The organism is Nautilia sp. PV-1 (assembly GCF_004006315.1).
Classification (GTDB): domain Bacteria; phylum Campylobacterota; class Campylobacteria; order Campylobacterales; family Nautiliaceae; genus Nautilia; species Nautilia profundicola_A.
The window spans coordinates 369,057-391,255 of the sequence record NZ_CP026530.1; the positions used below are offsets into that span (position 1 = coordinate 369,057).

The following is a 22,199-nucleotide window of genomic DNA, read 5'->3' on the forward strand; positions in this document are numbered from 1 at the left end:
ATATGATACGGAAAAATATTTACATGCCAAAGGACGGATATGAGATTAAACGAATTAACTATAGGAGATGAGGCTACAGTTAAAAAAGTACATGCCAAAGAACCTTTAAAAAGCCGTCTTTTTGCCTTTGGAATAGCTAAAGGACAGAAAGTTAAAGTCCTCAAACACACACTTGCAAAAAATACTTTTGAAATAGAAATAGGAAACACCAAAGTGGCCCTTCGCGATGAAGAGGCCGCCGATGTGGAAGTGGAAAAAGATGTTAAGTGAAAAATTAAAAATTAAAAATGAAAAGTTATGGAGTTGATATGAAAGAAATAGTTGTAGCGTTAGTCGGGCAGCCGAATGTCGGAAAGAGCCATCTTATCAATTCGATTTCGGGTGCGCAGCTTCATGTCGGGAATTTCAGCGGCGTAACCGTTGAAAAAAAAGAAGTTGTTTTTGAAAGAAACGGATATAAAATAAAACTTATAGACCTTCCGGGAACATATTCCCTTCATACGTACACTCCCGAAGAGCAGGTAACTAAAGACTTTTTGTTTAAAGAAGAGTATGATCTGATTTTAAATGTTTTGGATTCCAACCAGCTTGAAAAAAACCTGACTCTTACATGGCAGCTAAGCGACCTTCAAAGACCTATGGCCCTTGCGTTTAACATGTATGACGAATTTGCCAGGGAAGGCGGGGAGATTGATACGGATAAATTTTACAGACTTACCAATATAAAAGCGCAAAACGTTTCCGCAAAAGAAAATTTCGGACTTGAGGAGCTGTTTGAAAAGGTAATTCAGACATATGAAGAACAAAATATTCCGAAAGTATATTACAGCGAAATCGTTGAAGAAGAAATAGAAAATCTTAAAAGAAAAATAAAATCATGCAGATTTTCAAAAAGATTCGTAGCCGTCAGACTTCTTGAAGACGATGAGGATATGTATAAAGCCGTTCACGAAAAGCCTTGGTTTGTGGATATTATGAATACGCTAAAAAGCGCTAAAGAGAGACTTAGAATCGAATTCGACGAAGATGACACCAAAACGGTGCTTTTTGAAGAGAGGCTGGCACTTGCAAAAGGTATAGTGACACAGGTGGCCAAAAAGGCCAAAAAAGAAACATTAACGGAAAAAGTGGATAAAATTCTGATTCATCCTATTTTGGGACTGCCTCTGTTTTTGCTGATTATGTGGGCGATATTTCAGGCGACGTTTTCACTCGGCGCCGTTCCTATGGAATATATAGACAAGGCGTTTAGCGCATTTGGAGCGAATCTTGCGCATTTTCTTCCTAAAGGAATCGTAAGCGAAGCGATAATCAACGGAGTTATTCCGGCAGTGGGCGCTGTTGTGATGTTTTTGCCTAATATCCTTATTCTGTTTTTGGGAATAAACCTGCTCGAACAGACCGGATATATGGCAAGGGCGGCGTATATTATGGACGGTGTTCTTAAAAGGTTCGGACTGCAGGGAAGGGCGTTTATTCCGCTTGTTTCCGGGTTCGGATGTTCTGTACCCGCTTATATGGCGGCAAGAACGCTTAAAAATCCTAAAGACAGACTTATAACAATGCTGGTAATTGGGTTTATGAGCTGTGGGGCGAGGCTTCCTGTTTATGTTCTTTTGGTGAGTGCGTTTTTCAGACCTGAAATTCAGGGTAACGTACTTTTTGCCATTTATATCGGAGGAGCATTGACAGGCCTGATAGTAGCCAAAATTTTAAGGCATGTATTGTTCAAAGGAGAGCCTGAGCCGTTTGTTATGGAGCTTCCGAAATACAGATTTCCGAAACTTAAAGGTATTTTGTTTGATTTGTGGATAAAAAGCAAGCTTTACCTTAAAAAAGCCGGGACTTTTATCGCTACGGCGAGTCTGATAGTGTGGGTTTTAAGTTCATTCCCGAGAGCCGGAATAGAACAAAAATACCAACATCTGATTGCTCAGAATCCAGCTAAAAAAGCTGAGCTTGTTCAGCAGATGAACAGAGAAATTCTGCAAAATTCATATCTGGCCGATATAGGCAAATTTATAGCACCCGTGTTTAAACCGCTCGGTCTTACCTGGAGGGAGGACGTTTCTTTAATAGCCGGGCTTGCGGCTAAAGAGGTTGTCGTTTCAACCCTTACGGTGCTTTACGGCGGCAATAACAAATCAAAAGAAACGGTAAACGTTATTAAAAACAATATGACGTTTACAGCGGCGGTGGCCATGATAATTATCATAATGTTTTATTCGCCTTGTCTTGCCGCGATGGGTACTTTCTGGGCTGAGGTGCCTCAGTGGCAGTGGAGAATATTTTATACGGTATATCCTAACGTATTCGCCTATATTGCGGCTTTTATAGGAGTGAGTCTCATTAAACTTTTCTCCTGATTTTCTTTTCGTATTATTTTTAATTATAGCTTTTATCAAACTTTAAATTTATTGTGTTATTATTACGATTATTTAAAATTTCAATAGACTTGCGTCTTAAAATCACTAACAATATTTTGTTTTAACAAAAAGGAGAATAATGTATCCGGGGATTACAGTTATTAAAAGAAACGGCAGAAGAGAACCGCTAGATATTTCCAAAATCAGAAAATATACAAAAGCGGCCTGCGAAGGTTTAGAGGGGGTGGATTATACGGAACTTGAACTTGATGCGAAACTTCAGTTCAGAGACGGTATTACAACTGCTGAAATTCAAGATACTCTTATTAAAACGGCGGTTGATAAAATAGACATAGATAGACCGAACTGGAATTATGTTGCGGCAAGGCTGTTTTTGTATGATTTGTATCACAGGGTGACAGGGTTTACCGGATATAATCATTTAAAAGATTATTTCCAAAAAGGAGAGGAAGCCGGGAGAATTCTGCTCGGTCTAAAAGAAAAATTCGATCTTGAAGACTTAAACGCATACATTAAGCCTGAAAGAGATCTTCAGTTTACGTATCTCGGAATTAAAACTCTTTATGACAGATATATTATTAAAAACAGAAACGGCGAGCCGATTGAGCTTCCGCAGCAGCTTTTTATGGGTGTTGCGATGTTTTTGGCACAGAATGAGACAAATTACGAATCTATTCCGGAATATGAAAGAGCCGGTATTCCGAACGATCCGAAAGCCGTAAGAGGATACTGGGCTAAAAAATTTTACGATGTGATAAGCAAATTCGAAGTAATGGTGGCGACTCCTACGCTCAGCAACGCCAGAACCACAAGACATCAGCTCAGCAGCTGCTATGTCGGAAGCATGAACGACAATATCGAAGGTATTTTCGACGATTTTAAAGAGATGGCTCTTTTAAGCAAATTCGGCGGCGGTATCGGATGGGACGTAAGCAGAATCAGGGCTCTGGGAAGCTTTATCGATAACCACAAAAATGCGGCCGGAGGAGTTATTCCTTGGCTTAAAATTACAAACGACATCGCTATTGCGGTTGACCAGCTGGGAACCCGTAAAGGTGCGATTGCCGTATATCTCGAGCCTTGGCATATGGATATATTGGACTTTCTTGATCTTAAGAAAAACAGCGGAGAAGAAAGAAGAAGAGCGCATGACCTTTTCCCTGCTTTATGGATAAGCGATCTGTTTATGAAAAGAGTTGAAAAAGATGAACTCTGGACGCTTTTTGACCCTTATGAAGTAAAAGATCTGACGGATCTTTACGGTGAAGAGTTTGAAAAAAAATATATAGAATACGAAAACGATCCTAATATTTCAAAAGAAACGATAAAAGCCAAAGAACTTTGGAAAAAAATACTTCTTGAATATTACGAAACGGGAAATCCTTTCCTTTGTTTTAAAGACAATGCCAACAGAAGAAACCAAAACGACCACGCAGGAATTATCAGAAGCTCAAATCTTTGTACGGAAATTTTCCAAAACACGGAGCCTAACCATTATAAAGTGAAAGTTACGTTTGAAGACGGAAGTTTTAATATGTATGACGAGGAAGAAGACGTAACAGTAGAACACGGGGACGTAAAACTTACTAAAAAAGCTAAAAAAATTACGTCAATCGACGCAATCAACGGCAAACAGGTATATATTGTAGAAAAAGTGCCGGTAGAAGGCAAAACGGCTGTTTGTAACCTTGCAAGCGTAAATTTGAGCAAAGTAAACACGCCTGAAAAAATCAAAGAGGTCGTTCCTATTGCTATAAGAATGCTTGATAACGTAATAGACCTTAACTATTATCCTGTAAGAAAAACGAAAGATACGAACCTTAAAAACAGAGCAATAGGGCTCGGTGCCATGGGTGAAGCGCAGATGCTGGCGGAAAAACAGATTTTCTGGGGAAGCGACGAACATCTCAAACTGATTGACGAAGTGTTTGAAGGCATCAGCTACTGGGCTATTAAAACCAGCGCGGAGCTTTCCGAAGAAAAAGGCATTTATCCTGAATTTGAAGGAAGCAGATGGTCAAAAGGGCTTCTTCCGATAGACAGTGCCAGCGAAGAGGCTAAAAGACTTGTCGAAAGAGATCTGTTCAGCGCAATGCAGTATGACTGGGAAGGGTTGAGAGAACAGGTTAAAAAAGGAATGAGAAACGGATACCTGATGGCTATTGCGCCTACAAGTTCTATTTCAATTTTAACCGGAACGACTCAGACGATAGAGCCTGTATATAAAAGAAAATGGTACGAAGAAAACTTGAGCGGTCTTATTCCGGTGGTTGTGCCGAATTTATCTGCAGAGACGTATATGTTCTATACGCCGGCGTATGAACTTGAACAGACGGTATTGGTTAAAGCAGCGGCTATCAGACAGAAATGGATAGACCAGGGGCAGAGTCTTAATATATTCATTACAACGGATAGGGCGAGCGGAAGATATCTCAATGAAATCTATACGCTGGGATGGAAACTGGGTCTAAAGAGTTTTTATTATTTAAGAAGCCAGTCTCCTGAAGTTAAAGAGGAGGTTATGGACAGAAGTATAGAATGCTTCGGCTGTCAGTAATCTTATTTTTTTTATTTTCTTTTTCCTTTTCTTATTCTCCTAAAGATTATCAAAAAAAGCTCGGTGTCGGAATTAACGTAAACTGGGCGCTTTTTAAAAAAATAGAAAAACGTTTTTGTTTAAGCGATATAGACTCTTTTAAAAAAAGAGGGTTTAACAGTGTCAGAATCAGATTTGACGATAACGTCGATTTGAAAAGACTTGATAAAATCATAAACAGATGTTTAAAAGACGGGCTTATTCCCGTTTTGTCATACAGCGGCAGAAATTTCAGATTAAATCCTCAAAAATACGAAAATCAGGCTGTTCATATCTGGGAGATAATAGCCAAAAGATATAAAAACGAGCCTTATGAATTGAGCTACGATCTGCTGATAGAACCGAATAAAAAAATAAAAAAACATAATAATATACTTAACGGTTTTTATAAAAAAGCAGTAAAAAACATCAGAAGAATAGATAAAAAAAGGATTCTGTTTTTAGCACCCAACCATATCAGCAATCCTTACTGGCTCAACAGACTTTATATTCCGAAAAATGACGGATATATAATGATCGAATGGCATTTTTATGCGGCGGGCCCTAAAAGGGCTTTGGACGATGCCATGAAAAGAGATATTTTAAATAAAATAAAATATGCAAAAAACTGGTGTGAATCCCACGGACTGTATTCATGGGTCGGAGCATGGATGCCGGGCAATTACAACCACGGCAATACGGTTGAGATAAAGGAACAGATAAAATTTGCCGAATTTCTCAGCTGTGCTCTTAGAAAAAACTCTATTCCTTATGCCGTTAATGCCGGAGCTAAATTTTATGATTATAAAACACATATGTGGATTAAGAAATATCAAAAAGTGCTAAACGCATTCTTGTTTCCTGAGTGTAAATAGAATATAATACAAAAAAAATGTAAAGGAAAGATATGCAAATTAAAAAGCTTTTCAATTACGACTGCCCTTTACATAAAGGTTCTACTACATCGATAATTAACGGATGTACGGAAGGGATAATTAATCTTAATAAACTTAGTTATCCGTGGGCGTATAATTTATGGGAAATGATGCTTGCAAACACATGGTTTCCGAGAGAAGTGGATTTAACCGAAGACGCAAGACAGTACAGACAGCTTTTGCCGGCTGAGAAAAGAATGTATGATAAGGCTTTAAGCCAGCTTATTTTTATGGATTCTATCCAGACAAATAATACTCCGGACCACGTAAATCCATGGATTACGGCGCCGGAAGTAAATATGTGCATAGTAAGACAGGCGTATGAAGAGGCTCTTCATTCACAAAGCTACGCAGTTATGGTTGACAGTATTTCTCTTAATACGGATGAAATTTATGAAATGTGGAGAGTCGACAATAATCTAAGAAAGAAAAACGAATTTATCGGAAATGTTTATGAAGAGTGGGGCACAAAAGCGCTTAACGGAGATGATGAAGCTAAAGTTTATATGATTGTGGCTAACCAGTGCCTTGAAGGTGTTTATTTTTATAACGGTTTTGCGGCGTTTTACGTGCTTGCAAGAGCCGGTAAAATGCTTGGAAGCGCACAGATGATCAGATTTATTCAAAGAGATGAAGTGACTCATACGCTTTTATTTGCAAACATCTTTAAAGAAATTAAAAAAGAATTTCCGGATCTTTTCACTCCTGAAGTTATAAAAAACATTAAAGATATGCTTTTTGCAGCGTACGAACTTGAAAGAGACTGGGGATGGTATATCACAAATGACGAGATTTTGGGTATGAGCAAAGAACTTATTGACAGATTTACACAATATCTGGCAAATAAAAGGGCACAGGCTATGGGGCTTGATCTGCTGTTCCCTGAAGTGGGACTTAAAAATCCTATCAGCTGGTTTGACGGATTCTCAAGTTTTAACGAGCAAAAAACAAACTTCTTCGAAGGAAATGTGGTTAACTACTCCAAAGGAAGCCTTAACCTTGATGATTTTTAAGCAAAAAGAGATTACTGTAAAAGCTCCGAAAAGGGGCTTTTTCGTAATTACAGACAAAATTCTCTCTTCAATCAATATTTCGGATATAAATGTCGGAATGATGAATCTTTTTTTAAAACACACTTCAGCTTCCCTTACAATAAATGAAAATGTTTCACCCGATGTCAGGGTGGATATGGAAAATATATCCAATAATTTAATTCCCGACGGATATCATTACGAACACTCCCTTGAAGGGAAAGACGATATGCCGGCACATTTTAAATCTTCAATGTTCGGAGTCAGTCTGAACATTCCGATTACAGACGGAAAACTTAATCTAGGGACCTGGCAGGGAATATATCTTAACGAACACAGGGACTATCCAAGCAGCAGAAAAATAGTAATTACGGTATACGGTCAGTAACACTCTATTTTATAATCTGCTTTTATTGATATTTTTTTGTTCTGTTTAGGTACCGGAAGTGCGGAATAGGCTTTCATGGTATAAAATCCGGCTGACTTTTGATAAGGTGTGAATATTTTTACATCCGTTACAAAACATTTTTGATTCAGTTTTTTTGAAAGATTTTTTGTTTCTTTTTGAATATCCGTATAAGCTTTTGTTTTTAAAGTATTGATTATAGATTTTCTTTCATTGTCGGTCACTGTGAAATTCAGAGATGTAAGTTTTACTTTTGCTTTTTGCAGATTGTTCATGAGTGCTGAGAATTTTTTAATTTCGGATGTTTTGAACAGACACTCGGCATTTATATAGGCTTTATAATCTACGAAGACTTCTTTTTTATTAATGTATTTATACACCGGATTAAAAGAATATACAGTATTTTGACATAAGGTTTTAAGTCTGTTAACGTTTTTATGAAGTAGGTTTATTAAACCGTTTAAGCTTTTGTGTGTGATTATCACTTCCAGATTTGCTTTCAGTGTTGAAGGTTGTATGTTCTGATAATATGTTTTGGTGTTTGTAATTGTGTATGCGAACAATATACCGCTTAAGAAAATAATCAGCTTTTTCATAATAAGCCTTTTTTTCTTAATTATAATATAATTTCAAAAAAAGGTCAGAGATGATTTTGGATTTTACTAAAACCGACAGCAAAGAAATATACAAACTTATGGCCGGAAATATCATCCCAAGACCGGTTGCCTGGATTGTGACTGAGAATAAAGGTAAAATAAACGTAGCTCCTTTTAGCTATTTTACGGGTATTTCAAGCAAACCTCCTCTTTTGATGGTAAGTATTGGAAGAAAAAAGCCTGATATTGACGAGCCGAAAGATACATACAAAAACATAAGAGAAACAAAAAAAGCGACTGTTTGTCTTGTGCCTGTCGAACTGTATGAAAAAATGGACAAAACCGGAGAAGTTCTGCCGTTCGGTGTAAATGAAGCGGAGAAATTCGAAATTATGCTTGAAAGAATAGATGAAAACTTTCCTCCTATTGTGAAGGGCTGTAAGAGGGCATTTTTGACAGAACTTTACGGAACTTTTGAAAATGAAGAAATGGCTACAGTTCCTTTCTTTTTAAAAATTCACAAAATGTACATAGACGGAGATTTTGAACCGGTTGCGAGAGTCGGAAGAGGATATGCGAAACTAACAGAAATTAAAAATTAAAAATGAAAAGTGTAAAGTTAAATGGAGTATATTATGAATAATAAAATCGTATGTGTGGGAAGAAATTACGTAGAACATGTGAAAGAGCTTAATAACGAAATGCCGAGTGAGCCTGTATATTTTATGAAACCTTTTAGCAGTATCAGTAATGAAATTAAACTTCCTGAATATTCTTCTATGCATTATGAGGGTGAAATATGTTTTTTAATTGGCGATACGCTTAAAGTCGGATTCGGGTTTGATTTCACTCTTCGTGAAGTGCAGAGTGAACTCAAGAAAAAAGGACTGCCTTGGGAGAGAGCTAAAGCTTTTAAAGGCGCGGCTGTTTTCAGCGATTTTGTAGAATTTGAAAATATAGATGATTTAGGGCTTGAAGTTTATAAAAACGGAGAACTTATACAAAAAGCAGGTGTGGAGCTTATGATGTACAAGCCGGAATTTTTGTTTGAGGATATTGAGAGGATTTTTGGATTAAACGAGGGAGATATCGTAATGACAGGAACTCCTAAAGGTGTAGGAATTGTAAATGCAGGGGATGAGTTTGAAGGTAAGATATTGGAAGACGGCAAAGTGCTTGTTTCTAAAAAATGGACAGTTAAATAATGGAGAATTGAGAATTGAGAATTGAGAACGAAACAAAAAAAAATCAAGGGGTCCCCACAAAATCGTCAGATTTTATGGGGCATATACCCATAAGCGAAATCTTCTATTCCATTCAGGGAGAAGGTAAATACGCAGGGCATCCGAGTGTTTTTGTAAGAGTCGGGGGATGTAACCTCAAATGTCCCGGATTTGGAGAAAAAGGGTGTGACAGTTACTATGCCGTTGATAAATCGTACAAAAGCGAATGGAAACTTATGAATGTGGAAGAAATAAAATCCGAAGTTTCCAAATATCTTAATAAAAATACTCATCTTGTAATAACCGGAGGCGAGCCTACACTTTTTTATAAACAGCTGTATCCGCTGGTAGAATGGTTTAAAGGGCAGATTACGATAGAAACAAACACTACGGTTGATATAAATTTTGAAAAATATCCGGCATATAAAAAAGCGGCGTTTGCCATGAGCGTAAAACTCTCAAACAGCGGTGAAGAATATACTAAAAGAGTGAAAAAGGGAATAATTGCGTCATATGTCAAAAACGCTCCGAAAAGTTTTTTTAAATTTGTAATTGACAGAGATTTGAACGATGAAATAAAAGAAATTACCGGTGAGACAAATGCAGCGGTTTACTGTATGCCTCTTGGTGCTGACAGGGAAGAACTTGAAAAAAACGCTCCATTTGTATTTGGGTTTTGCTTAAAACACGGGTATTGTTACAGCGACAGAATACATATAAGGCTTTTTGGCAAAAAAAAGGGTGTTTAAAATTAAATATAGATAAAAACATATCGCGCTAGTTATAGTGACAGACACTTATAGAAAGCTAAAAATGTGATAAAATTAAATAAAAATAACTATGTAAAGTATAATTTTATATTAATAATAAAAAGGAAATAAGTGATAATAAGGAAACTTTTTAAATTCGAAAATGCCCATATAGTCAGAAACTGCACAAGCAGAAGATGCAGCCGTTCAATTCACGGGCACAGTTACAAAGTAGAGGTAAAGCTAAGTTCAAATTATCTCGATAATGGTGAAATGGTATACGATTTCGGGCTTATGAAGGTTACGATAAAAGATCTTATCGACAGTTTTGACCATGCGATTACATTATGGGCTAAAGATGATGATGAATATATAAAGTATGCCAAGAAGTTTAGCGAAAGATGGATTGTACTGCCTGTAAACCCGTCTGCCGAGCAGTTTAGCAGGGTGTTTTTTATAATAATTGACAGGGTTTTAAATTTGATGGAGTTTAATAACGGGGAAAAGGAAGTAAAACTTCACTCAATTACAGTGCATGAAACAGATACGGGATATGCCGAATGTTTCAGGGAAGATGCGTATAATTTTAAAGGAATGGGCGAAATAAAATTTGAAGATATTATTTTTAGTGATAGAATTAAACAAGAGTGGAACGATTCAAGGTTATGGGATAAACTTCTAAAACAAGAAAAACTTACTCCTCCAAAAGAAATTTAATCAAAATTTTCTTTTGTTTTTTTTAATTGAATAAAAAAAAGGTGTTTTGTATTTAAACTTGACATAAAATGACTAAAGTATTATAATTATAAAAAACTAAAGGAGATTAAATTGATTACTGAACTTAGAGTGATCCAGCTTCTAAATACATTAGTGTTTGAAACATTGGGACAGCCTGAAAAAGAGAGGGAATTTAAGATTAAATCACTTAAAAAATGGGGATTTGATTTGCTTTTTGGAAAAAAAGACGGAGAAGAAACCTTTTTTGCCGCAGCCGATAAAAAAGAAGGTGACAAATATACCGAAAACGATATAGAACATGAAGTAATTGAAGTGCTAAAAGAACTTCCTAAAAACAAGAAACTGTTTGCAAAAATAGAAATGATTGAAGGCAGGGCATATTTATACGTATATTTAAGAGAAGATGATATTGATACGCCTGTACTTCACGTGCCGGCCGGAGAGCTTTTAATTACGTTTTTGAAAAAACACAAATTTGTACATATTATTGAAGCGTTAAGAAATATAGGAAGCGCCGCAAGTCTTGTAAAAAAACACGGTGATGAAGGTAAACCGCTTCCGTTTGAAGAACTGCCGCCGGTTCCGAGAAGATTTTTGAGAGATGCTAAAAAAATAGAAAAAGAGATGGGGTTCGGAAGAATCGCTCTTGCGTATTTCGGTGAGAATAAAAGCGGTGATGCGAGATACTGGATGGAATGGATGGTTCCGACAATTGCATTGTTTGATGAGAAAATCAGCGAAAAAATAGATAAAGCCCTGGCTGAATTCAAATAAGGAGTCGGTATGCTAATATTCTGGAGCGGTACGTCTTTTGAAAAAAACGGATTTTTAGAAGATGAGAAGGGTAAGTTTTTACCAAGAAACGCAATACTTGAAGCACTTGAGAGTGCCGTGGTGTTTTATTACATTAAAAAAGACAAAGAAATTGAAAACCTTGTTAAAAAATATTTGACAACAAAGCCTAAAATAAAAGAAATAAGCAGGGAAATTAAAAAAATAGTATTTAAAAAATACCCTGTAATGGAAGGAATTGAAATACCTGAAAAGATCTATCTTCCAAAAGAGAATATCTCAAAAGAGCTTGTAAAAGTTTATGATTTAGAAAAGAAAGAATTTACTAACAGCTTTAAAATGGAAATATTCAAAGGTGTTTTGGAAAATGTGCATGTAAAAAGCGAAAATATTGAAAAAATAAAAACGGCATGCAAATCGTACGCAAGGGCACTGGCAGAATATGAACATAAAGAGCTTAAAAATACGGAATTTGAAGATTTAATTGTAGATATTCAAAACAGCATCGCAAATGAATGGGAAATACCAATCAGGGTAGGGTATTGGACGAATACTCCTTATAAAGGAGACTTGCTGTTTTTCTGGAGAATTAAAGAGGTTAGGGAATATTTAATTAAAGAACTTGATATTGACATAAGACCGAAAGATGTGCTATATTTACCGCGTACAAATGAATTCCTCGGTTGGGGAGAAATAAAGGATTAATATGTCTATAAAAATAGCAGTGCCTGTAGAAGGTGAAAATTTGGTAATAGTGACAAGAACAGGGAGAGCTCCGTATTTCGCAATATATGAATTTGACGGAAATGAATTTAAACTTGTAGGACTTAATGAAAACACTCATGCCGGTGAACACGAGCATGAGCACGAACACGGACACGATCACAAAGAAGAACATACGGCAGATGAGGTTGAACATCATCATCAGCATGTAAAAGCCAGTAAAGTGGACGGTTGTGATTACATCGTAGTAAGAGCACTCGGTCCAAATATGAAAGATGCTCTTGAAATGGCTGGTGTAAAAACTATAAAAGTCAGTAAAAAAGACGGAAATACAGCACCGGAAGTGCTTGAAAAAATCAAAGAGGAGTTAAAATGAGAGTAGTGATTCCTACTTCAACTCCTGACGGACTTCTTGCAAAAAGAGGAGCGCATTTCGGGAAGGCTCCTTTTTATATTATTGTAGATATTGAAGACGGAGAAATAAAAGAAGTAAGCGCTGTGGAAAATCCGGGACATGCGGGAGGTGCCTGCGGTAACGCTGTAACTAATATTCAAAGTCTCGGAACAGACGCATTAATCGTAGCCGGAATAGGCGGCAGACCTCTTGAAGGATTTAAACAGGTTGGTATTAAAGTCTATTTTGACAATATGTCTCCTACCGTAGAAGAAGCGGTAGATAAATTTATAAAAGGCGAAATTGAAGAGATCAGACCTGAAAATGCGTGTGGAGCGCACTAAAAAGTCTTTTTTTTATCTCTTCTTTTGTTTTTAAAAACTCTTCATAATCTTTTCCGTCAGGGTCTTCAAACGGGATATGTATTGTTTTTGTCCCTGGAATCACAGGACATTCTTTTGCGGCATTGTCGCATACTGTTATTGCCAGATCAAAGGGTGACTTATTCATAATTTCCTGAATGCTTTTTGAATGATATTCGTCTTTCCATGCGTTTTCTTCAATTAATACTTTTTTTGCGTTCGGGTTTACCCTGCCGCTTGGCTTGCTGCCCGCACTGTATGCTTTAATATTTGGAAAATATTTGTTTATTAATCCTTCCGCCATAATAGAACGGCAGCTGTTGCCGGTACATAATATTAAAACTTTTTTCATTTTTTTCCTTAGATTATAAAATATATGTGAATATTAATAAAATTTTTGGAAAATTAAAAATTAGTCTTGTGTTTTGGTTGAAATTAAAATTTTTTTTGATATAATTTCAATCCACACACATGGAGAGGTGGGTGAGTGGCTGAAACCGGCGCCCTGCTAAGGCGTTGTACCCACATCGGGTACCGCGGGTTCGAATCCCGCCCTCTCCGCCATTACTTCAAAAACTCCGTAAATTCGGTATCTTTCAAAAATCAAAGAGGTAAGTGTCAGTCGTTTTTGGCGGATTTTTACTGACAATTTAACTGACAGTTTATATATCATCTATTTTTACCAAATAATAATTTTTCTTTAGTTTCTTCATCTATCTCGATATCCCACCTATCAGATAAAAAGTCTAATAATTTCATTCCTCTTTCATAAATTTCTTTAGGTGTCCATTTTTCATATCGAGCAACTTCTATTTCTGAATAACTACCGTTTTTATATCTTTCTTTTTTATCTTCAAAACATTTTTTTCCTAAACTTGCATTTTTAGAAATACTCAAGAGTAATAAATTTCCTAATGAATGTAAATATTTTCTGTTTTTACCTTTAAAAATCTTTTTCCAACACTCTAAATTTGAAGTTTCAGGATAAATATGTTCTATACTATCTTTATTAATATCATCCCATTTAACTTTTTGAGTTTCTTCTTTAAATTTTTCCTTTTGAAGATATATTTCATACTCATAAAGAAAATAATTCAAATATTTCCAACTATACCATCCATCATAATTTTTAAATAAATTATCAATTTCATCTATAAAATTATTTATAGCTACCCACCTATAAGTATTTTCATCTTCATATAATTCATTTTTAATTTTCTCAATAAGTTTATCTACATCTTTATTCTTATGAAAGTCATTAGCGTATCTATAAAATCTGCTATTTCCAGTATATCCCCTTCTCTTTGAAATAATAAAAACTAAAAAAATATACAATTCTGCTAATTTTAAAACTTCTAAAATTTTATCTTTTTCTAAATTATCATACTTCATTAAAACTGCCATTATCAATGGCTTAAATGCTCTAAAACCTATTATATTTAGTTTTTTTAACCATTCTTTTATTTCATTTGAATAATTAGACTTTTCTGGATTTAGCATATAAAAATATACTTTTACCGCTTTTTTTATATTTTTGACATTATAAAATCCCCAAACATAGCCTCTTTGGTAATCTGAAATTCTAAAAATTTTAAATAAAGTTTTGAGATTATTATTTTCCATTATTCATCCTTCTCTTTATTTATATTTTATAAAACATCTGCAAATCCGTTTTTATTTCACTCCATACATTTAATTTTGCTTCTACTATCCTTATTCCGAATTTATCAATCAGTCCCCACAATAATCTGCTTATTTCAACATTTATTCCCCAAAATTTCAAATCATATATTTGCCTTTCAAAAGTAACCTCTGAACATGTGTTAAAATGAATATCATTTCCGGCAATATCGAAAAAAGTGATTATAATTTCAATGTTTTTGTCGCATATATTCATAGATTTCAAAAACTCTTTAGTTTTAAAATATTTTTTTATACTGTCCTTTTGAACTGCTCTGTAAATTTTATCTTTCTTTTTTATTAGAGGAATTAAACTTTTCTTATATTCCTCTTCTAATTGAAACACATCATTTGTGGTAATTTCGGTATTGTTTTTTATGATTTTATAATCCTCAGTAATCCATATATCTAAATAACTGATATAAAACGGAAATAGTTTAGGTTGTCTATAAAAAACTTCCCTACCTTGCTCGATAGCTTTAAAATCCAAAATAAAATGCTTTGCAAACTTATCCTGAAATAAAAAATGCTCATCCAAATCTCTCAAATATCTAAAACAAAAATCTTCTCCTAAGGTTTTTAAAGCTCTTTTAGAAATTTTATAATTTAAAGCAAAACACAAATTATAAATATAATCTCTTTTTTCAACGTTACTTAAATTCTTCCAAAAACTAAAATATTTCTCAAACACCTCTTTTTTTGGTGTTTCAAATTCTGCTACTTTACCGTTTTCAAATCTGAATGTGTTTATAAATACTCCATATCTATCATCTAAATTTAGCAGGTAATAAATGTTTTCTTTATCAACGAATACAAATGTTTCATTCATTGCTTCCTCCATTTATATTACAAAGATTTCTATTTCCATCTTTTGTAAGTTTTGCAGTTTGTTTATAAATTTCTCTTTTGAAATTATTTCACTGTTACCGTTTGGTTTTAAATGCCATATTTCAATATAGTCTTCTCCAATAAAAATTTCAAAATTTTCATCTTTTCCGCTTATAAAAATATAATCCTCCCAATAAATAAATAGAAACAAATTTTTTAACAAAGTCTGCTTTATCGTTAAAATGCTTTCTTAAAAATTTTTTTAAATTGCTTTTCAAAAATTTCCTTCATTTCATTTTTATTTCAATATTTTTCCCATTTATTTTAAGAAAAGCTTTTGAAGGATTAAATTCATCCATTTGATTTATCACATTACCGTCTTTATCGATTACCAAATATTTATCAAACCACTCGCTTTTATAGATGTAGTTTTGAATATTACCCCAAAGTTCCAATTTGCCATTATTTTCTTTATAATGTTTTTTCACATATTTTCTAATATACGCCAGTTCCTCTTCTTTATTTTCAAAACTTGCCCTGTCAATTAAAATATTTCTAAGTCCTTCCATAAACGCCAAAACAAATATCGGCTGAGAAACTCTTTTAAAATTTGTATTCACAAATAAATGTCCGGATTTTCTGCTTAATTTTTCTCTTGTTTTTTCAAAAATTTTCATATCCTCATCATTTCCGTACAATTCAATAACTTTTTTCAAAAACAACTCACTGCCTAATACAAAATCATATTTGAAATTAGTCTTTAAAAACGCTTCGATTCCGTTTTTCTCCAAAAATTTAAGTTTTTCCAGACATGGTTTTAAATTGTTATAGCCGAGTTTTTTACATAGAGAGTTTTTATCTTTAAAACTAATCATAGGAAGCCTTTGAAGTTTTAAGGAATTATAAAAGATTGAGTAGTTATATTGTGTCGTCTTTTAAGATATTAAATTCAACTAAATCTTTATCGAGTTCAAACTGTCTGATAATTCTATATTTTAATAAATCACTTTTTAAAATATTCTCGTTTGCATTAATAATATAACTTCCGGTTTTTTCGTTATAAACCACTTCACCTCTTGGAAGTTCATAATATTCAAAACAATCAAACAGATAATTTTCATTTTTTAATTTTTCCCACGATCCTTTAAAGGAAGAGTTTAATTTATATACATCGTTTATTTTTACGGCTTTTTCAATTTCATCTTTTATTACATAAACTTTATTTTCATAAATCCAAAAATGCCCCACAAATTTTTGCATATACTCCCATAAAATTCGTTTTCTTCCGTTTATTTCATAAATCTCCGTTTTTTCGTAACTGTTTTCAACTATTCCGTTTTTTACTTCCAAAATAAGGACTTTTCTTTTTCTTTGTGGGAAAATATAAGGCTCTTTTGAAATAAAAAGTTTCAAATCTTCATTTACCCAATCTGCAAATAACTCATTTTGGATAATGTCTTTTGTGATGTCTCTGTTTTCAAGTATCAAATAAATTTTGCATAAATAAAGTTTATTGTTTTTTACCGTCCATACGAAATCCCTTGCAATCCAAGGTGCCGAACAGGAACCTTTCTTTACTTGATTATATTTTTTCATTATCTCATCATTTACAGGATTGTTAAACATCCTGTAAATTTTGTTTTGATATTTTATACTCGCCCGAGTCGTTTCGTTATCTGGAAAGCTCATTTTGCTTTCCTAACAATTTATCTTTTAATGTATTTAATTCATTAGCTAATTTTCTAATTTTACTATTAAATTCTCTATCATTAAAAAGTTCAAAAGACAAACTATTGTTTGGATAAAATCTTAATTCTATATCACTAAACATCCAATAACTTTCAGTATCTTTATCAAATTTAAAATTATTCAATTTTTCATTAAACCCTTTATACCATAGACAACAATTTTTATAATTATTGCCATATTCAACCCCTATATATATACATTTTTTATTTATTATTTTTTTCAAACATATTCCTCTTACTTTTGCTTTTTTTAACTCCTCCAAAGATTTTTCATATGGAATTCTATTTTCATTTTCGTCATACCAAATATTATAAATATCTTTATCTCCATTTTCCCAACCATCTTCTTTTTTAAAATAATTATCCACTAAAAAATTAAATAAATTCATCCAAAGTTCATGCTCTTTTTCATACCAAACATCAGGATAGTTTCTGACAATTTCATCTGCAGCTTTTACACTTTCAACATCTTTTCCGATTATTTCTTTCACTTCTACCTCCTTTTGGGTATTTTTATTTGTCAGTTTTTCAAGCAACAATTTATATTGATAAAGTCCTTCCCTGATAATTGGAACATCACTCACTTCTTTTATACACTCGTTCAGCCAATTATAAATTTCGTTTTCAAAAGACAGTAAAAACACTTCTTCATCAATTTTTAAATCCTGTAAGCTTTTATCATCCGGCAAGTGTCTATCCAATGTAAGATAATATAATTTAAATTCTTTTTTATTTTTGTTCTTTAGGAACTCAAAATAATCTTTTAATTGTTTATTTCCATCATTCGCATAAACTTTTGCTTCAATTCCGATTATAAAATCCTCATCTTCAATTAAAATATCAATTCTTCTGTTGTTATCAATTACAAATTCCGCATAACTTTTAGGATTAATTAATTTCAAATTTTTTAATCCAATTGTTTCTAAAAATAATCTTAAGAATTTATCTTTTTGATTGTGACTCCCATCTGGTGAAAGCAACTCTGCAATTAACTGAGTGTGAAAAGTTTCAAGATGCCCTATATTCCCTGCTTCAAAAACATTAAAGTTTCTACCTGTGATTTTATCTATTTCATCATATTTTTTGTTAATTGTTTCTACTTGTTTTAATAAAGATTCAATTTTTATTTTTTCCATAATATCCCCTTTGTGTTATTATATACTTTTTACACCTCAATCCCAATAAAGGAAAAATTATCTATCTTTTCACTCAAACAGCTTTTAAAAATGATTTCGTATCTGTTTTTTTTACTAAAAATATCAGATAAATTCACGCTTTCATATACCCCGTCCGTGCATACAAAAAACACATCGTTTTTTTGAACTTTTATTGTTTTTGTTTCAAGTAAAAAATCACTTTTTTCCACAATATCGCAGACAAAATACCCTTCAAGCATATTGTAAATGGATGAAAGGTTTTCTCTTCCTTCAAAAAAACAGTTTTTAACATTGTGGTCTTTGGTTAGTAAGATTAATTTATTATCTCTAAACAAATAAACCCTGCTGTCGCCTAAATGAAATATTTTCGCATAATCTTCAAAAAAATACACACCGGCTAACGTTGAAGCCGCTCCGGTTAGTTCCCGGTTATGCAGTCTTAAAATTTCAAGTTCTTCCTGAATTGAGTAAAATCTGAAATTGTTTATATTTTTATTTTTCAATAACTCTAAAACTTTACATGAAATTATTCCGCTGTCTTTATGAATGCTCAAACCGTCGGCAACAGCAAACAAGTTTTTATCTGTATTTTCACTTTTCACTTCATTAAACGAAATATTGCAAAATGTTTTATCTCCGATTAAAACTGAATCCTGATTTGAAGAAAATTTTTCGTTTCCTATATTGGTCGTATAAAATACTTTCATTATTTCATTCCACCCCATAAATAGCCGTAAAATTTATCGCTTTTAAGTTTTCTTACTTTTGTTTTGTCAATATTTAGTAACTTAAACATTTTATTCAAAATATTAAAATAATCATTATTTATATTACCAAGATAAAACATTTTATCTTTCATTCCCATTGCTGCCCATACGCCGGGAAAAGGATAAATATACGAAATTTCTTTGTTAAAAGGTTTCAATATTTGAATTTTAAATAACTCTTTGTGAAAAAAATGAGTTGCCTTTCCTTCATTGTAAAACAGTAATAGTTCATAATTTTCCTTTTCATAAACAAATATTATTCTTGCTCTTTTCATGGAAACTCTTAAATATATCCTTCATCTAAAAACACTTCACTCACATTCAAAATTGCATCAAAAACAAACATCCTTATATCATAAGAGAATATTTCATTTTTCTTTATTTCAATCATGTCAGAATATTTGGTTAAATTTTTATCTTTTGTAAAGTTAGCCATTTTTCTTAAAACCGATTTGTCTTTATCAACAAACACTTTTAGCGCTTTTAAACTTTGATTTTTCAATTCTACTACTATTCCGATAAAACCATTGTTTTTTACTTTTGTATTTTTCATATACAACCAAAGGATTTCGTTTTCAATGAAAGCAGTGTTGTATAATTCAACATAATTGATAAATCTTTTTATGATTTTAAAAATCATAGTTTGAGTTTTATTTTCTATTGATTTATTAATATTGACGGTTATTTTCCAGTTTTTATATTTTTTTGTAATTACCATATTTGAAGATAAAGTTTTCATTTACTTTCCTTTTTAGAAATTATATAATTCACCATATTCATATTGTGTCGTTTTTGATACAATTATCAAAAAGGCTTTAAATGAAAGCGAAAGAATACACAAAGACCCTCTCAATATTGCTTGATTTGATAAACAGGTTTTATGCGGGTGAAAATCTCAGCACGACAGATATTGAGAACATATACGGAATTTCAAAACGCTCCGCCCAAAGATACATAAATTATCTCAAAGACGCAGGGTTTAACATAAAAAGCAAAAGCAGAAAATATTATCTTGAAAATATTATTGACGAAGAAAAAGAGATGATATTTGAAGCAATAGAATCTATTGCCAAAAATGCAGGTATTGAAAAAGAACTTTTGCCTCTTCTTAAACAGCTTAAACTGATAAGCGAAGAAAACGTTTTTTATTCAAAGCTTGATATCGAAAAAATAGAACCTTTTACTTTTAGAAAAATTGAAGAAGCCATAAAAAATAAAAAAATTCTTAAAATCAAATACTTAATGGATGGGGAAATTTACGATTTTGAAATAAAACCCCTTAAAATTTCAAATTTTGATGGCTATTGGTATGTAAATGCACTGAATCACAAAGATGAATACAGAACTTATCATATCAAAAGTATCAAACACCTTGAAATTACGGATGAATCTTTTGAAGTTGAAAAAGATATTTTAAAAAATCTCGATAAAGCCGTAAACATTTGGTTCGACCCGACTGCCGAGCCTTTTACGGTGGAGCTATTCGCCGATGAATACGCTACGAAATATCTTAAAAGAATCCCAATTTCCAAAACTCAGAAAATTATTAAAAACAGTGATGAAACTTCAACGATTTACCTGGAAATAACTCATGAAAACGAAATTATCCGTAAACTCCTCATGTGGATTCCAAATCTGAGGGTTATAAGTCCTAAATGGTTGAAAGAAGAGGTTGATGATTATATTAAAACTTATCTTGCTTAATATTGAATTGATTTGTTTTCTTTATTTTTGTATTAGATTTGTTTTTATTAGAAGGTTGATTACCAATGCTTTCAGGTTCATTTTCAATTTCCTCATAACCCCTTTCAATTTTAAGTTTAGCATTTTCATCTTCTAACTCTTTGATTTGTTCTTTTAAGGATTTATTTTTCTCTTTTTCTTCTTTTAGTTCTTTTTGAAGCTGTTTGACTCTGAAAACGGCTTCGATGAATTCTTTTCCGTAGTCTTTTGTAGGGGAAGTAGTAGATTTGATTATCGTTTTAGCCGTATCTGTTTTAACAACTTTTTCTTTATTGAGAATACCCGTTTCTGTTGAGTGTTTCTCGATAAGTTTAAGCTGTCTTTTTTGGATTTTCTCTTTGATTGAATTTTCAAACTCGTTTAGCATATGGTTTATGTCTTTAAGGCTTGAAACTTTTAAAAGTTTTTTGATTTGGGATAAGGTCTGGTAATCTTCTTTGGTGAAAATTTTGTATTGTTTGTTTTCTTCTTGAAGTTTGTTATAGTCTTTCATCTGGTTTCTTAATTTTTGAATTCTTTTTTCAAGTCCTTTTTTGGTAAGTTCAAGTTTTCTGATTTCTGCGTCTTTAAGCAATAAATCTTTTTTAAGTTTTTTGTTTTCCTCTTCAGTTTGTTTTCTTAAATTTTTTTCTTTTTCAAGCTCTTTTTTTAATTTTAAAACTTCATCGTTTTTAATTTTCATGGCTCTTTTGTATTCGTAGGTATTAAGTCTTTTTGGTCTTTTTTTCTTTTCTTGCGTATAGTTTATACCTCTTGGCATGTTTAAGAGTTTTGCGATTTCATCCTGAAGGGTTATTAAATCTTTTCTGTCCATTTTTCTTCTGACACTCACTCCCTCGTTGTCTATTCCCATAAAGAGTATATGAGCGTGATAATTGATTATGGGATTTTCGTTTTCGTCTATGTGTCCTTCGTCTTTGTGGATTGAGTATTGGATTACTTTGGTGTTGTATCTTTTTTCTATAAATCTTACAACTTTTTCCAAATCCTCTTTTGTGTGTTTTTCGTTAAGGTTGATTATGGCACTGAAAAGAGTTATCGTTTTTTTATGAAGTTTTTTACCCGTTCTTCTTTGGTAAAGCTCCGTTCTTTTTTTAAGTTCATTGAAATATAATTCCATGGCTTCGTTTGCTTTTATATTGCAGTAATTATCATCTTTACTGAATATTGAATTGTTTGTATCCTTTTCCCTGCTGTTGTGATAGAATTCACCGATATTCGCTTTTTCAATATGGATTGAGGATTTTCTAATCATTACGTAACTCCTTTACGCACTTGCGATTGTGAGCTTGCCGAACAATTGCGTAGTGCGTACGCACTACACGTTTTCGTAAACTCAAACGCTTGTGCTTTTTAATCTATTTA

General features: G+C 32.9%; 27 protein-coding genes and 1 tRNA gene. 16 read left to right on the forward strand and 12 right to left on the reverse strand.

The features are described from left to right. Nucleotides 1-39: 39 nt before the first annotated feature. The 6 genes from C3L23_RS02025 (at nucleotide 40) to C3L23_RS02050 (ending at nucleotide 7,316) form a co-directional block, all read left to right on the forward strand. On the forward strand, nucleotides 40-270 hold the full coding sequence (locus tag C3L23_RS02025; protein WP_127679498.1) for a FeoA family protein: 231 nt from the start codon (nucleotides 40-42) through the stop codon (nucleotides 268-270). Between the two features lie 38 nt (nucleotides 271-308). Further along, nucleotides 309-2,366: a ferrous iron transport protein B gene (gene feoB, locus C3L23_RS02030; protein ID WP_127679499.1), complete on the forward strand. Its 2,058-nt coding sequence runs from the start codon at nucleotides 309-311 to the stop codon at nucleotides 2,364-2,366. Nucleotides 2,367-2,517: 151 nt separating this feature from the next. After that, entirely contained in the window at nucleotides 2,518-4,944 is a 2,427-nt protein-coding gene (locus C3L23_RS02035) for a ribonucleoside-diphosphate reductase subunit alpha (protein ID WP_127682111.1), read from the forward strand. After that, entirely contained in the window at nucleotides 4,926-5,837 is a 912-nt protein-coding gene (locus C3L23_RS02040; RefSeq protein WP_127679500.1) for a glycoside hydrolase family 5 protein, read from the forward strand. Before C3L23_RS02035 ends, C3L23_RS02040 begins: the two co-directional genes overlap by 19 nt. Nucleotides 5,838-5,869: 32 nt before the next feature. Then, the gene (locus tag C3L23_RS02045; RefSeq protein WP_127679501.1) at nucleotides 5,870-6,910 is read left to right on the forward strand and encodes a ribonucleotide-diphosphate reductase subunit beta; all 1,041 of its coding nucleotides are present in this window, start codon (nucleotides 5,870-5,872) and stop codon (nucleotides 6,908-6,910) included. Further along, nucleotides 6,900-7,316: a secondary thiamine-phosphate synthase enzyme YjbQ gene (locus tag C3L23_RS02050; RefSeq protein WP_127679502.1), complete on the forward strand. Its 417-nt coding sequence runs from the start codon at nucleotides 6,900-6,902 to the stop codon at nucleotides 7,314-7,316. The genes C3L23_RS02045 and C3L23_RS02050 overlap by 11 nt, the downstream gene beginning before the upstream one ends. On the opposite strand, the gene C3L23_RS02055 is transcribed toward C3L23_RS02050, so the two are convergent. Next, nucleotides 7,310-7,930 carry an SIMPL domain-containing protein gene (locus C3L23_RS02055; protein ID WP_127679503.1) on the reverse strand — a complete coding sequence of 207 codons (621 nt, stop codon included), beginning with the start codon at nucleotides 7,928-7,930 and terminating at the stop codon, nucleotides 7,310-7,312. The two genes, C3L23_RS02050 and C3L23_RS02055, sit on opposite strands and share 7 nt — an antisense overlap. Before the next feature lie 50 nt (nucleotides 7,931-7,980). Between C3L23_RS02055 and C3L23_RS02060 the strand changes: the two genes are divergently transcribed. The 8 genes from C3L23_RS02060 (at nucleotide 7,981) to C3L23_RS02095 (ending at nucleotide 12,893) form a co-directional block, all read left to right on the forward strand. Continuing rightward, nucleotides 7,981-8,532 carry a flavin reductase family protein gene (locus C3L23_RS02060; RefSeq protein WP_127679504.1) on the forward strand — a complete coding sequence of 184 codons (552 nt, stop codon included), beginning with the start codon at nucleotides 7,981-7,983 and terminating at the stop codon, nucleotides 8,530-8,532. A gap of 33 nt (nucleotides 8,533-8,565) precedes the next feature. Continuing rightward, nucleotides 8,566-9,135, forward strand: coding sequence for a fumarylacetoacetate hydrolase family protein (locus C3L23_RS02065; RefSeq protein ID WP_127679505.1), 570 nt, complete (start codon nucleotides 8,566-8,568; stop codon nucleotides 9,133-9,135). Between the two features lie 14 nt (nucleotides 9,136-9,149). After that, nucleotides 9,150-9,902, forward strand: coding sequence for a 7-carboxy-7-deazaguanine synthase QueE (locus C3L23_RS02070; protein ID WP_246831085.1), 753 nt, complete (start codon nucleotides 9,150-9,152; stop codon nucleotides 9,900-9,902). A 132-nt stretch (nucleotides 9,903-10,034) separates the two neighbouring features. Continuing rightward, nucleotides 10,035-10,619: a 6-carboxytetrahydropterin synthase gene (locus tag C3L23_RS02075; protein ID WP_127679506.1), complete on the forward strand. Its 585-nt coding sequence runs from the start codon at nucleotides 10,035-10,037 to the stop codon at nucleotides 10,617-10,619. A gap of 111 nt (nucleotides 10,620-10,730) precedes the next feature. Further along, a complete protein-coding gene (locus C3L23_RS02080; RefSeq protein WP_127679507.1) occupies nucleotides 10,731-11,414 on the forward strand; it encodes a TIGR00703 family protein in 684 nt (227 codons plus the stop codon). A gap of 9 nt (nucleotides 11,415-11,423) precedes the next feature. Beyond that, a complete protein-coding gene (locus C3L23_RS02085; RefSeq protein ID WP_127679508.1) occupies nucleotides 11,424-12,137 on the forward strand; it encodes a hypothetical protein in 714 nt (237 codons plus the stop codon). A gap of 1 nt (nucleotide 12,138) precedes the next feature. Further along, a complete protein-coding gene (locus C3L23_RS02090) occupies nucleotides 12,139-12,531 on the forward strand; it encodes a NifB/NifX family molybdenum-iron cluster-binding protein (RefSeq protein WP_127679509.1) in 393 nt (130 codons plus the stop codon). Further along, a complete protein-coding gene (locus C3L23_RS02095) occupies nucleotides 12,528-12,893 on the forward strand; it encodes a NifB/NifX family molybdenum-iron cluster-binding protein (RefSeq protein ID WP_127679510.1) in 366 nt (121 codons plus the stop codon). The genes C3L23_RS02090 and C3L23_RS02095 overlap by 4 nt, the downstream gene beginning before the upstream one ends. On the opposite strand, the gene C3L23_RS02100 is transcribed toward C3L23_RS02095, so the two are convergent. Then, a complete protein-coding gene (locus tag C3L23_RS02100; protein ID WP_127679511.1) occupies nucleotides 12,862-13,263 on the reverse strand; it encodes an arsenate reductase ArsC in 402 nt (133 codons plus the stop codon). The two genes, C3L23_RS02095 and C3L23_RS02100, sit on opposite strands and share 32 nt — an antisense overlap. A gap of 121 nt (nucleotides 13,264-13,384) precedes the next feature. Here C3L23_RS02100 and C3L23_RS02105 point away from each other — a divergent pair. Then, a tRNA-Ser gene (locus tag C3L23_RS02105) sits at nucleotides 13,385-13,475 on the forward strand. A 105-nt stretch (nucleotides 13,476-13,580) separates the two neighbouring features. Here C3L23_RS02105 and C3L23_RS02110 read toward each other — a convergent pair. The 9 genes from C3L23_RS02110 to C3L23_RS02150 form a co-directional block, all read right to left on the reverse strand. Continuing rightward, complete coding sequence (locus C3L23_RS02110) at nucleotides 13,581-14,534, reverse strand: DUF1524 domain-containing protein (protein WP_127679512.1); 954 nt, start codon at nucleotides 14,532-14,534, stop codon at nucleotides 13,581-13,583. A 19-nt stretch (nucleotides 14,535-14,553) separates the two neighbouring features. Continuing rightward, on the reverse strand, nucleotides 14,554-15,420 hold the full coding sequence (locus C3L23_RS02115; protein WP_127679513.1) for a hypothetical protein: 867 nt from the start codon (nucleotides 15,418-15,420) through the stop codon (nucleotides 14,554-14,556). A gap of 12 nt (nucleotides 15,421-15,432) precedes the next feature. Continuing rightward, nucleotides 15,433-15,630: a hypothetical protein gene (locus C3L23_RS02120; RefSeq protein ID WP_168175693.1), complete on the reverse strand. Its 198-nt coding sequence runs from the start codon at nucleotides 15,628-15,630 to the stop codon at nucleotides 15,433-15,435. Nucleotides 15,631-15,706: 76 nt separating this feature from the next. After that, nucleotides 15,707-16,294, reverse strand: a complete 588-nt coding sequence (locus C3L23_RS02125; protein WP_127679515.1) for a hypothetical protein — start codon at nucleotides 16,292-16,294, stop codon at nucleotides 15,707-15,709. Nucleotides 16,295-16,337: 43 nt separating this feature from the next. Then, nucleotides 16,338-17,108, reverse strand: coding sequence for a hypothetical protein (locus C3L23_RS02130; protein ID WP_127679516.1), 771 nt, complete (start codon nucleotides 17,106-17,108; stop codon nucleotides 16,338-16,340). Further along, complete coding sequence (locus tag C3L23_RS02135) at nucleotides 17,092-18,303, reverse strand: PD-(D/E)XK nuclease family protein (protein WP_127679517.1); 1,212 nt, start codon at nucleotides 18,301-18,303, stop codon at nucleotides 17,092-17,094. The genes C3L23_RS02130 and C3L23_RS02135 overlap by 17 nt, the downstream gene beginning before the upstream one ends. Before the next feature lie 29 nt (nucleotides 18,304-18,332). Next, the gene (locus C3L23_RS02140; RefSeq protein WP_127679518.1) at nucleotides 18,333-19,049 is read right to left on the reverse strand and encodes a PP2C family serine/threonine-protein phosphatase; all 717 of its coding nucleotides are present in this window, start codon (nucleotides 19,047-19,049) and stop codon (nucleotides 18,333-18,335) included. Next, nucleotides 19,031-19,249 (reverse strand): hypothetical protein, encoded by a 219-nt coding sequence (locus C3L23_RS02145; protein ID WP_168175694.1) that lies wholly within the window; start codon nucleotides 19,247-19,249, stop codon nucleotides 19,031-19,033. Before C3L23_RS02145 ends, C3L23_RS02140 begins: the two co-directional genes overlap by 19 nt. 125 nt (nucleotides 19,250-19,374) lie before the next feature. Further along, nucleotides 19,375-19,830: a hypothetical protein gene (locus C3L23_RS02150; RefSeq protein WP_127679520.1), complete on the reverse strand. Its 456-nt coding sequence runs from the start codon at nucleotides 19,828-19,830 to the stop codon at nucleotides 19,375-19,377. Between the two features lie 80 nt (nucleotides 19,831-19,910). On the opposite strand from C3L23_RS02150, the gene C3L23_RS02155 reads away from it, so the two are divergent. Continuing rightward, nucleotides 19,911-20,795, forward strand: a complete 885-nt coding sequence (locus C3L23_RS02155; protein WP_127679521.1) for a YafY family protein — start codon at nucleotides 19,911-19,913, stop codon at nucleotides 20,793-20,795. Here the strand turns inward: C3L23_RS02155 and C3L23_RS02160 are convergent. Beyond that, complete coding sequence (locus C3L23_RS02160; protein ID WP_127679522.1) at nucleotides 20,776-22,089, reverse strand: hypothetical protein; 1,314 nt, start codon at nucleotides 22,087-22,089, stop codon at nucleotides 20,776-20,778. The two genes, C3L23_RS02155 and C3L23_RS02160, sit on opposite strands and share 20 nt — an antisense overlap. Nucleotides 22,090-22,199 lie beyond the last annotated feature (110 nt).

What these genes read in the sequence shown, in the direction of transcription:
- C3L23_RS02025 (WP_127679498.1), top strand. Translation starts at nt 40, where the DNA reads ATGAGATTAAACGAATTAACTATAGGAGATGAGGCTACAGTTAAAAAA.
- feoB (WP_127679499.1), top strand. Translation starts at nt 309, where the DNA reads ATGAAAGAAATAGTTGTAGCGTTAGTCGGGCAGCCGAATGTCGGAAAG.
- C3L23_RS02040 (WP_127679500.1), top strand. Translation starts at nt 4,926, where the DNA reads ATGCTTCGGCTGTCAGTAATCTTATTTTTTTTATTTTCTTTTTCCTTT.
- C3L23_RS02045 (WP_127679501.1), top strand. Translation starts at nt 5,870, where the DNA reads ATGCAAATTAAAAAGCTTTTCAATTACGACTGCCCTTTACATAAAGGT.
- C3L23_RS02050 (WP_127679502.1), top strand. Translation starts at nt 6,900, where the DNA reads ATGATTTTTAAGCAAAAAGAGATTACTGTAAAAGCTCCGAAAAGGGGC.
- C3L23_RS02055 (WP_127679503.1), bottom strand. Translation starts at nt 7,930, where the DNA reads ATGAAAAAGCTGATTATTTTCTTAAGCGGTATATTGTTCGCATACACA.
- C3L23_RS02060 (WP_127679504.1), top strand. Translation starts at nt 7,981, where the DNA reads ATGATTTTGGATTTTACTAAAACCGACAGCAAAGAAATATACAAACTT.
- C3L23_RS02065 (WP_127679505.1), top strand. Translation starts at nt 8,566, where the DNA reads ATGAATAATAAAATCGTATGTGTGGGAAGAAATTACGTAGAACATGTG.
- C3L23_RS02085 (WP_127679508.1), top strand. Translation starts at nt 11,424, where the DNA reads ATGCTAATATTCTGGAGCGGTACGTCTTTTGAAAAAAACGGATTTTTA.
- C3L23_RS02090 (WP_127679509.1), top strand. Translation starts at nt 12,139, where the DNA reads ATGTCTATAAAAATAGCAGTGCCTGTAGAAGGTGAAAATTTGGTAATA.
- C3L23_RS02095 (WP_127679510.1), top strand. Translation starts at nt 12,528, where the DNA reads ATGAGAGTAGTGATTCCTACTTCAACTCCTGACGGACTTCTTGCAAAA.
- C3L23_RS02100 (WP_127679511.1), bottom strand. Translation starts at nt 13,263, where the DNA reads ATGAAAAAAGTTTTAATATTATGTACCGGCAACAGCTGCCGTTCTATT.
- C3L23_RS02110 (WP_127679512.1), bottom strand. Translation starts at nt 14,534, where the DNA reads ATGGAAAATAATAATCTCAAAACTTTATTTAAAATTTTTAGAATTTCA.
- C3L23_RS02115 (WP_127679513.1), bottom strand. Translation starts at nt 15,420, where the DNA reads ATGAATGAAACATTTGTATTCGTTGATAAAGAAAACATTTATTACCTG.
- C3L23_RS02125 (WP_127679515.1), bottom strand. Translation starts at nt 16,294, where the DNA reads ATGATTAGTTTTAAAGATAAAAACTCTCTATGTAAAAAACTCGGCTAT.
- C3L23_RS02130 (WP_127679516.1), bottom strand. Translation starts at nt 17,108, where the DNA reads ATGAGCTTTCCAGATAACGAAACGACTCGGGCGAGTATAAAATATCAA.
- C3L23_RS02135 (WP_127679517.1), bottom strand. Translation starts at nt 18,303, where the DNA reads ATGGAAAAAATAAAAATTGAATCTTTATTAAAACAAGTAGAAACAATT.
- C3L23_RS02140 (WP_127679518.1), bottom strand. Translation starts at nt 19,049, where the DNA reads ATGGGGTGGAATGAAATAATGAAAGTATTTTATACGACCAATATAGGA.
- C3L23_RS02150 (WP_127679520.1), bottom strand. Translation starts at nt 19,830, where the DNA reads ATGAAAACTTTATCTTCAAATATGGTAATTACAAAAAAATATAAAAAC.
- C3L23_RS02155 (WP_127679521.1), top strand. Translation starts at nt 19,911, where the DNA reads ATGAAAGCGAAAGAATACACAAAGACCCTCTCAATATTGCTTGATTTG.
- C3L23_RS02160 (WP_127679522.1), bottom strand. Translation starts at nt 22,089, where the DNA reads ATGATTAGAAAATCCTCAATCCATATTGAAAAAGCGAATATCGGTGAA.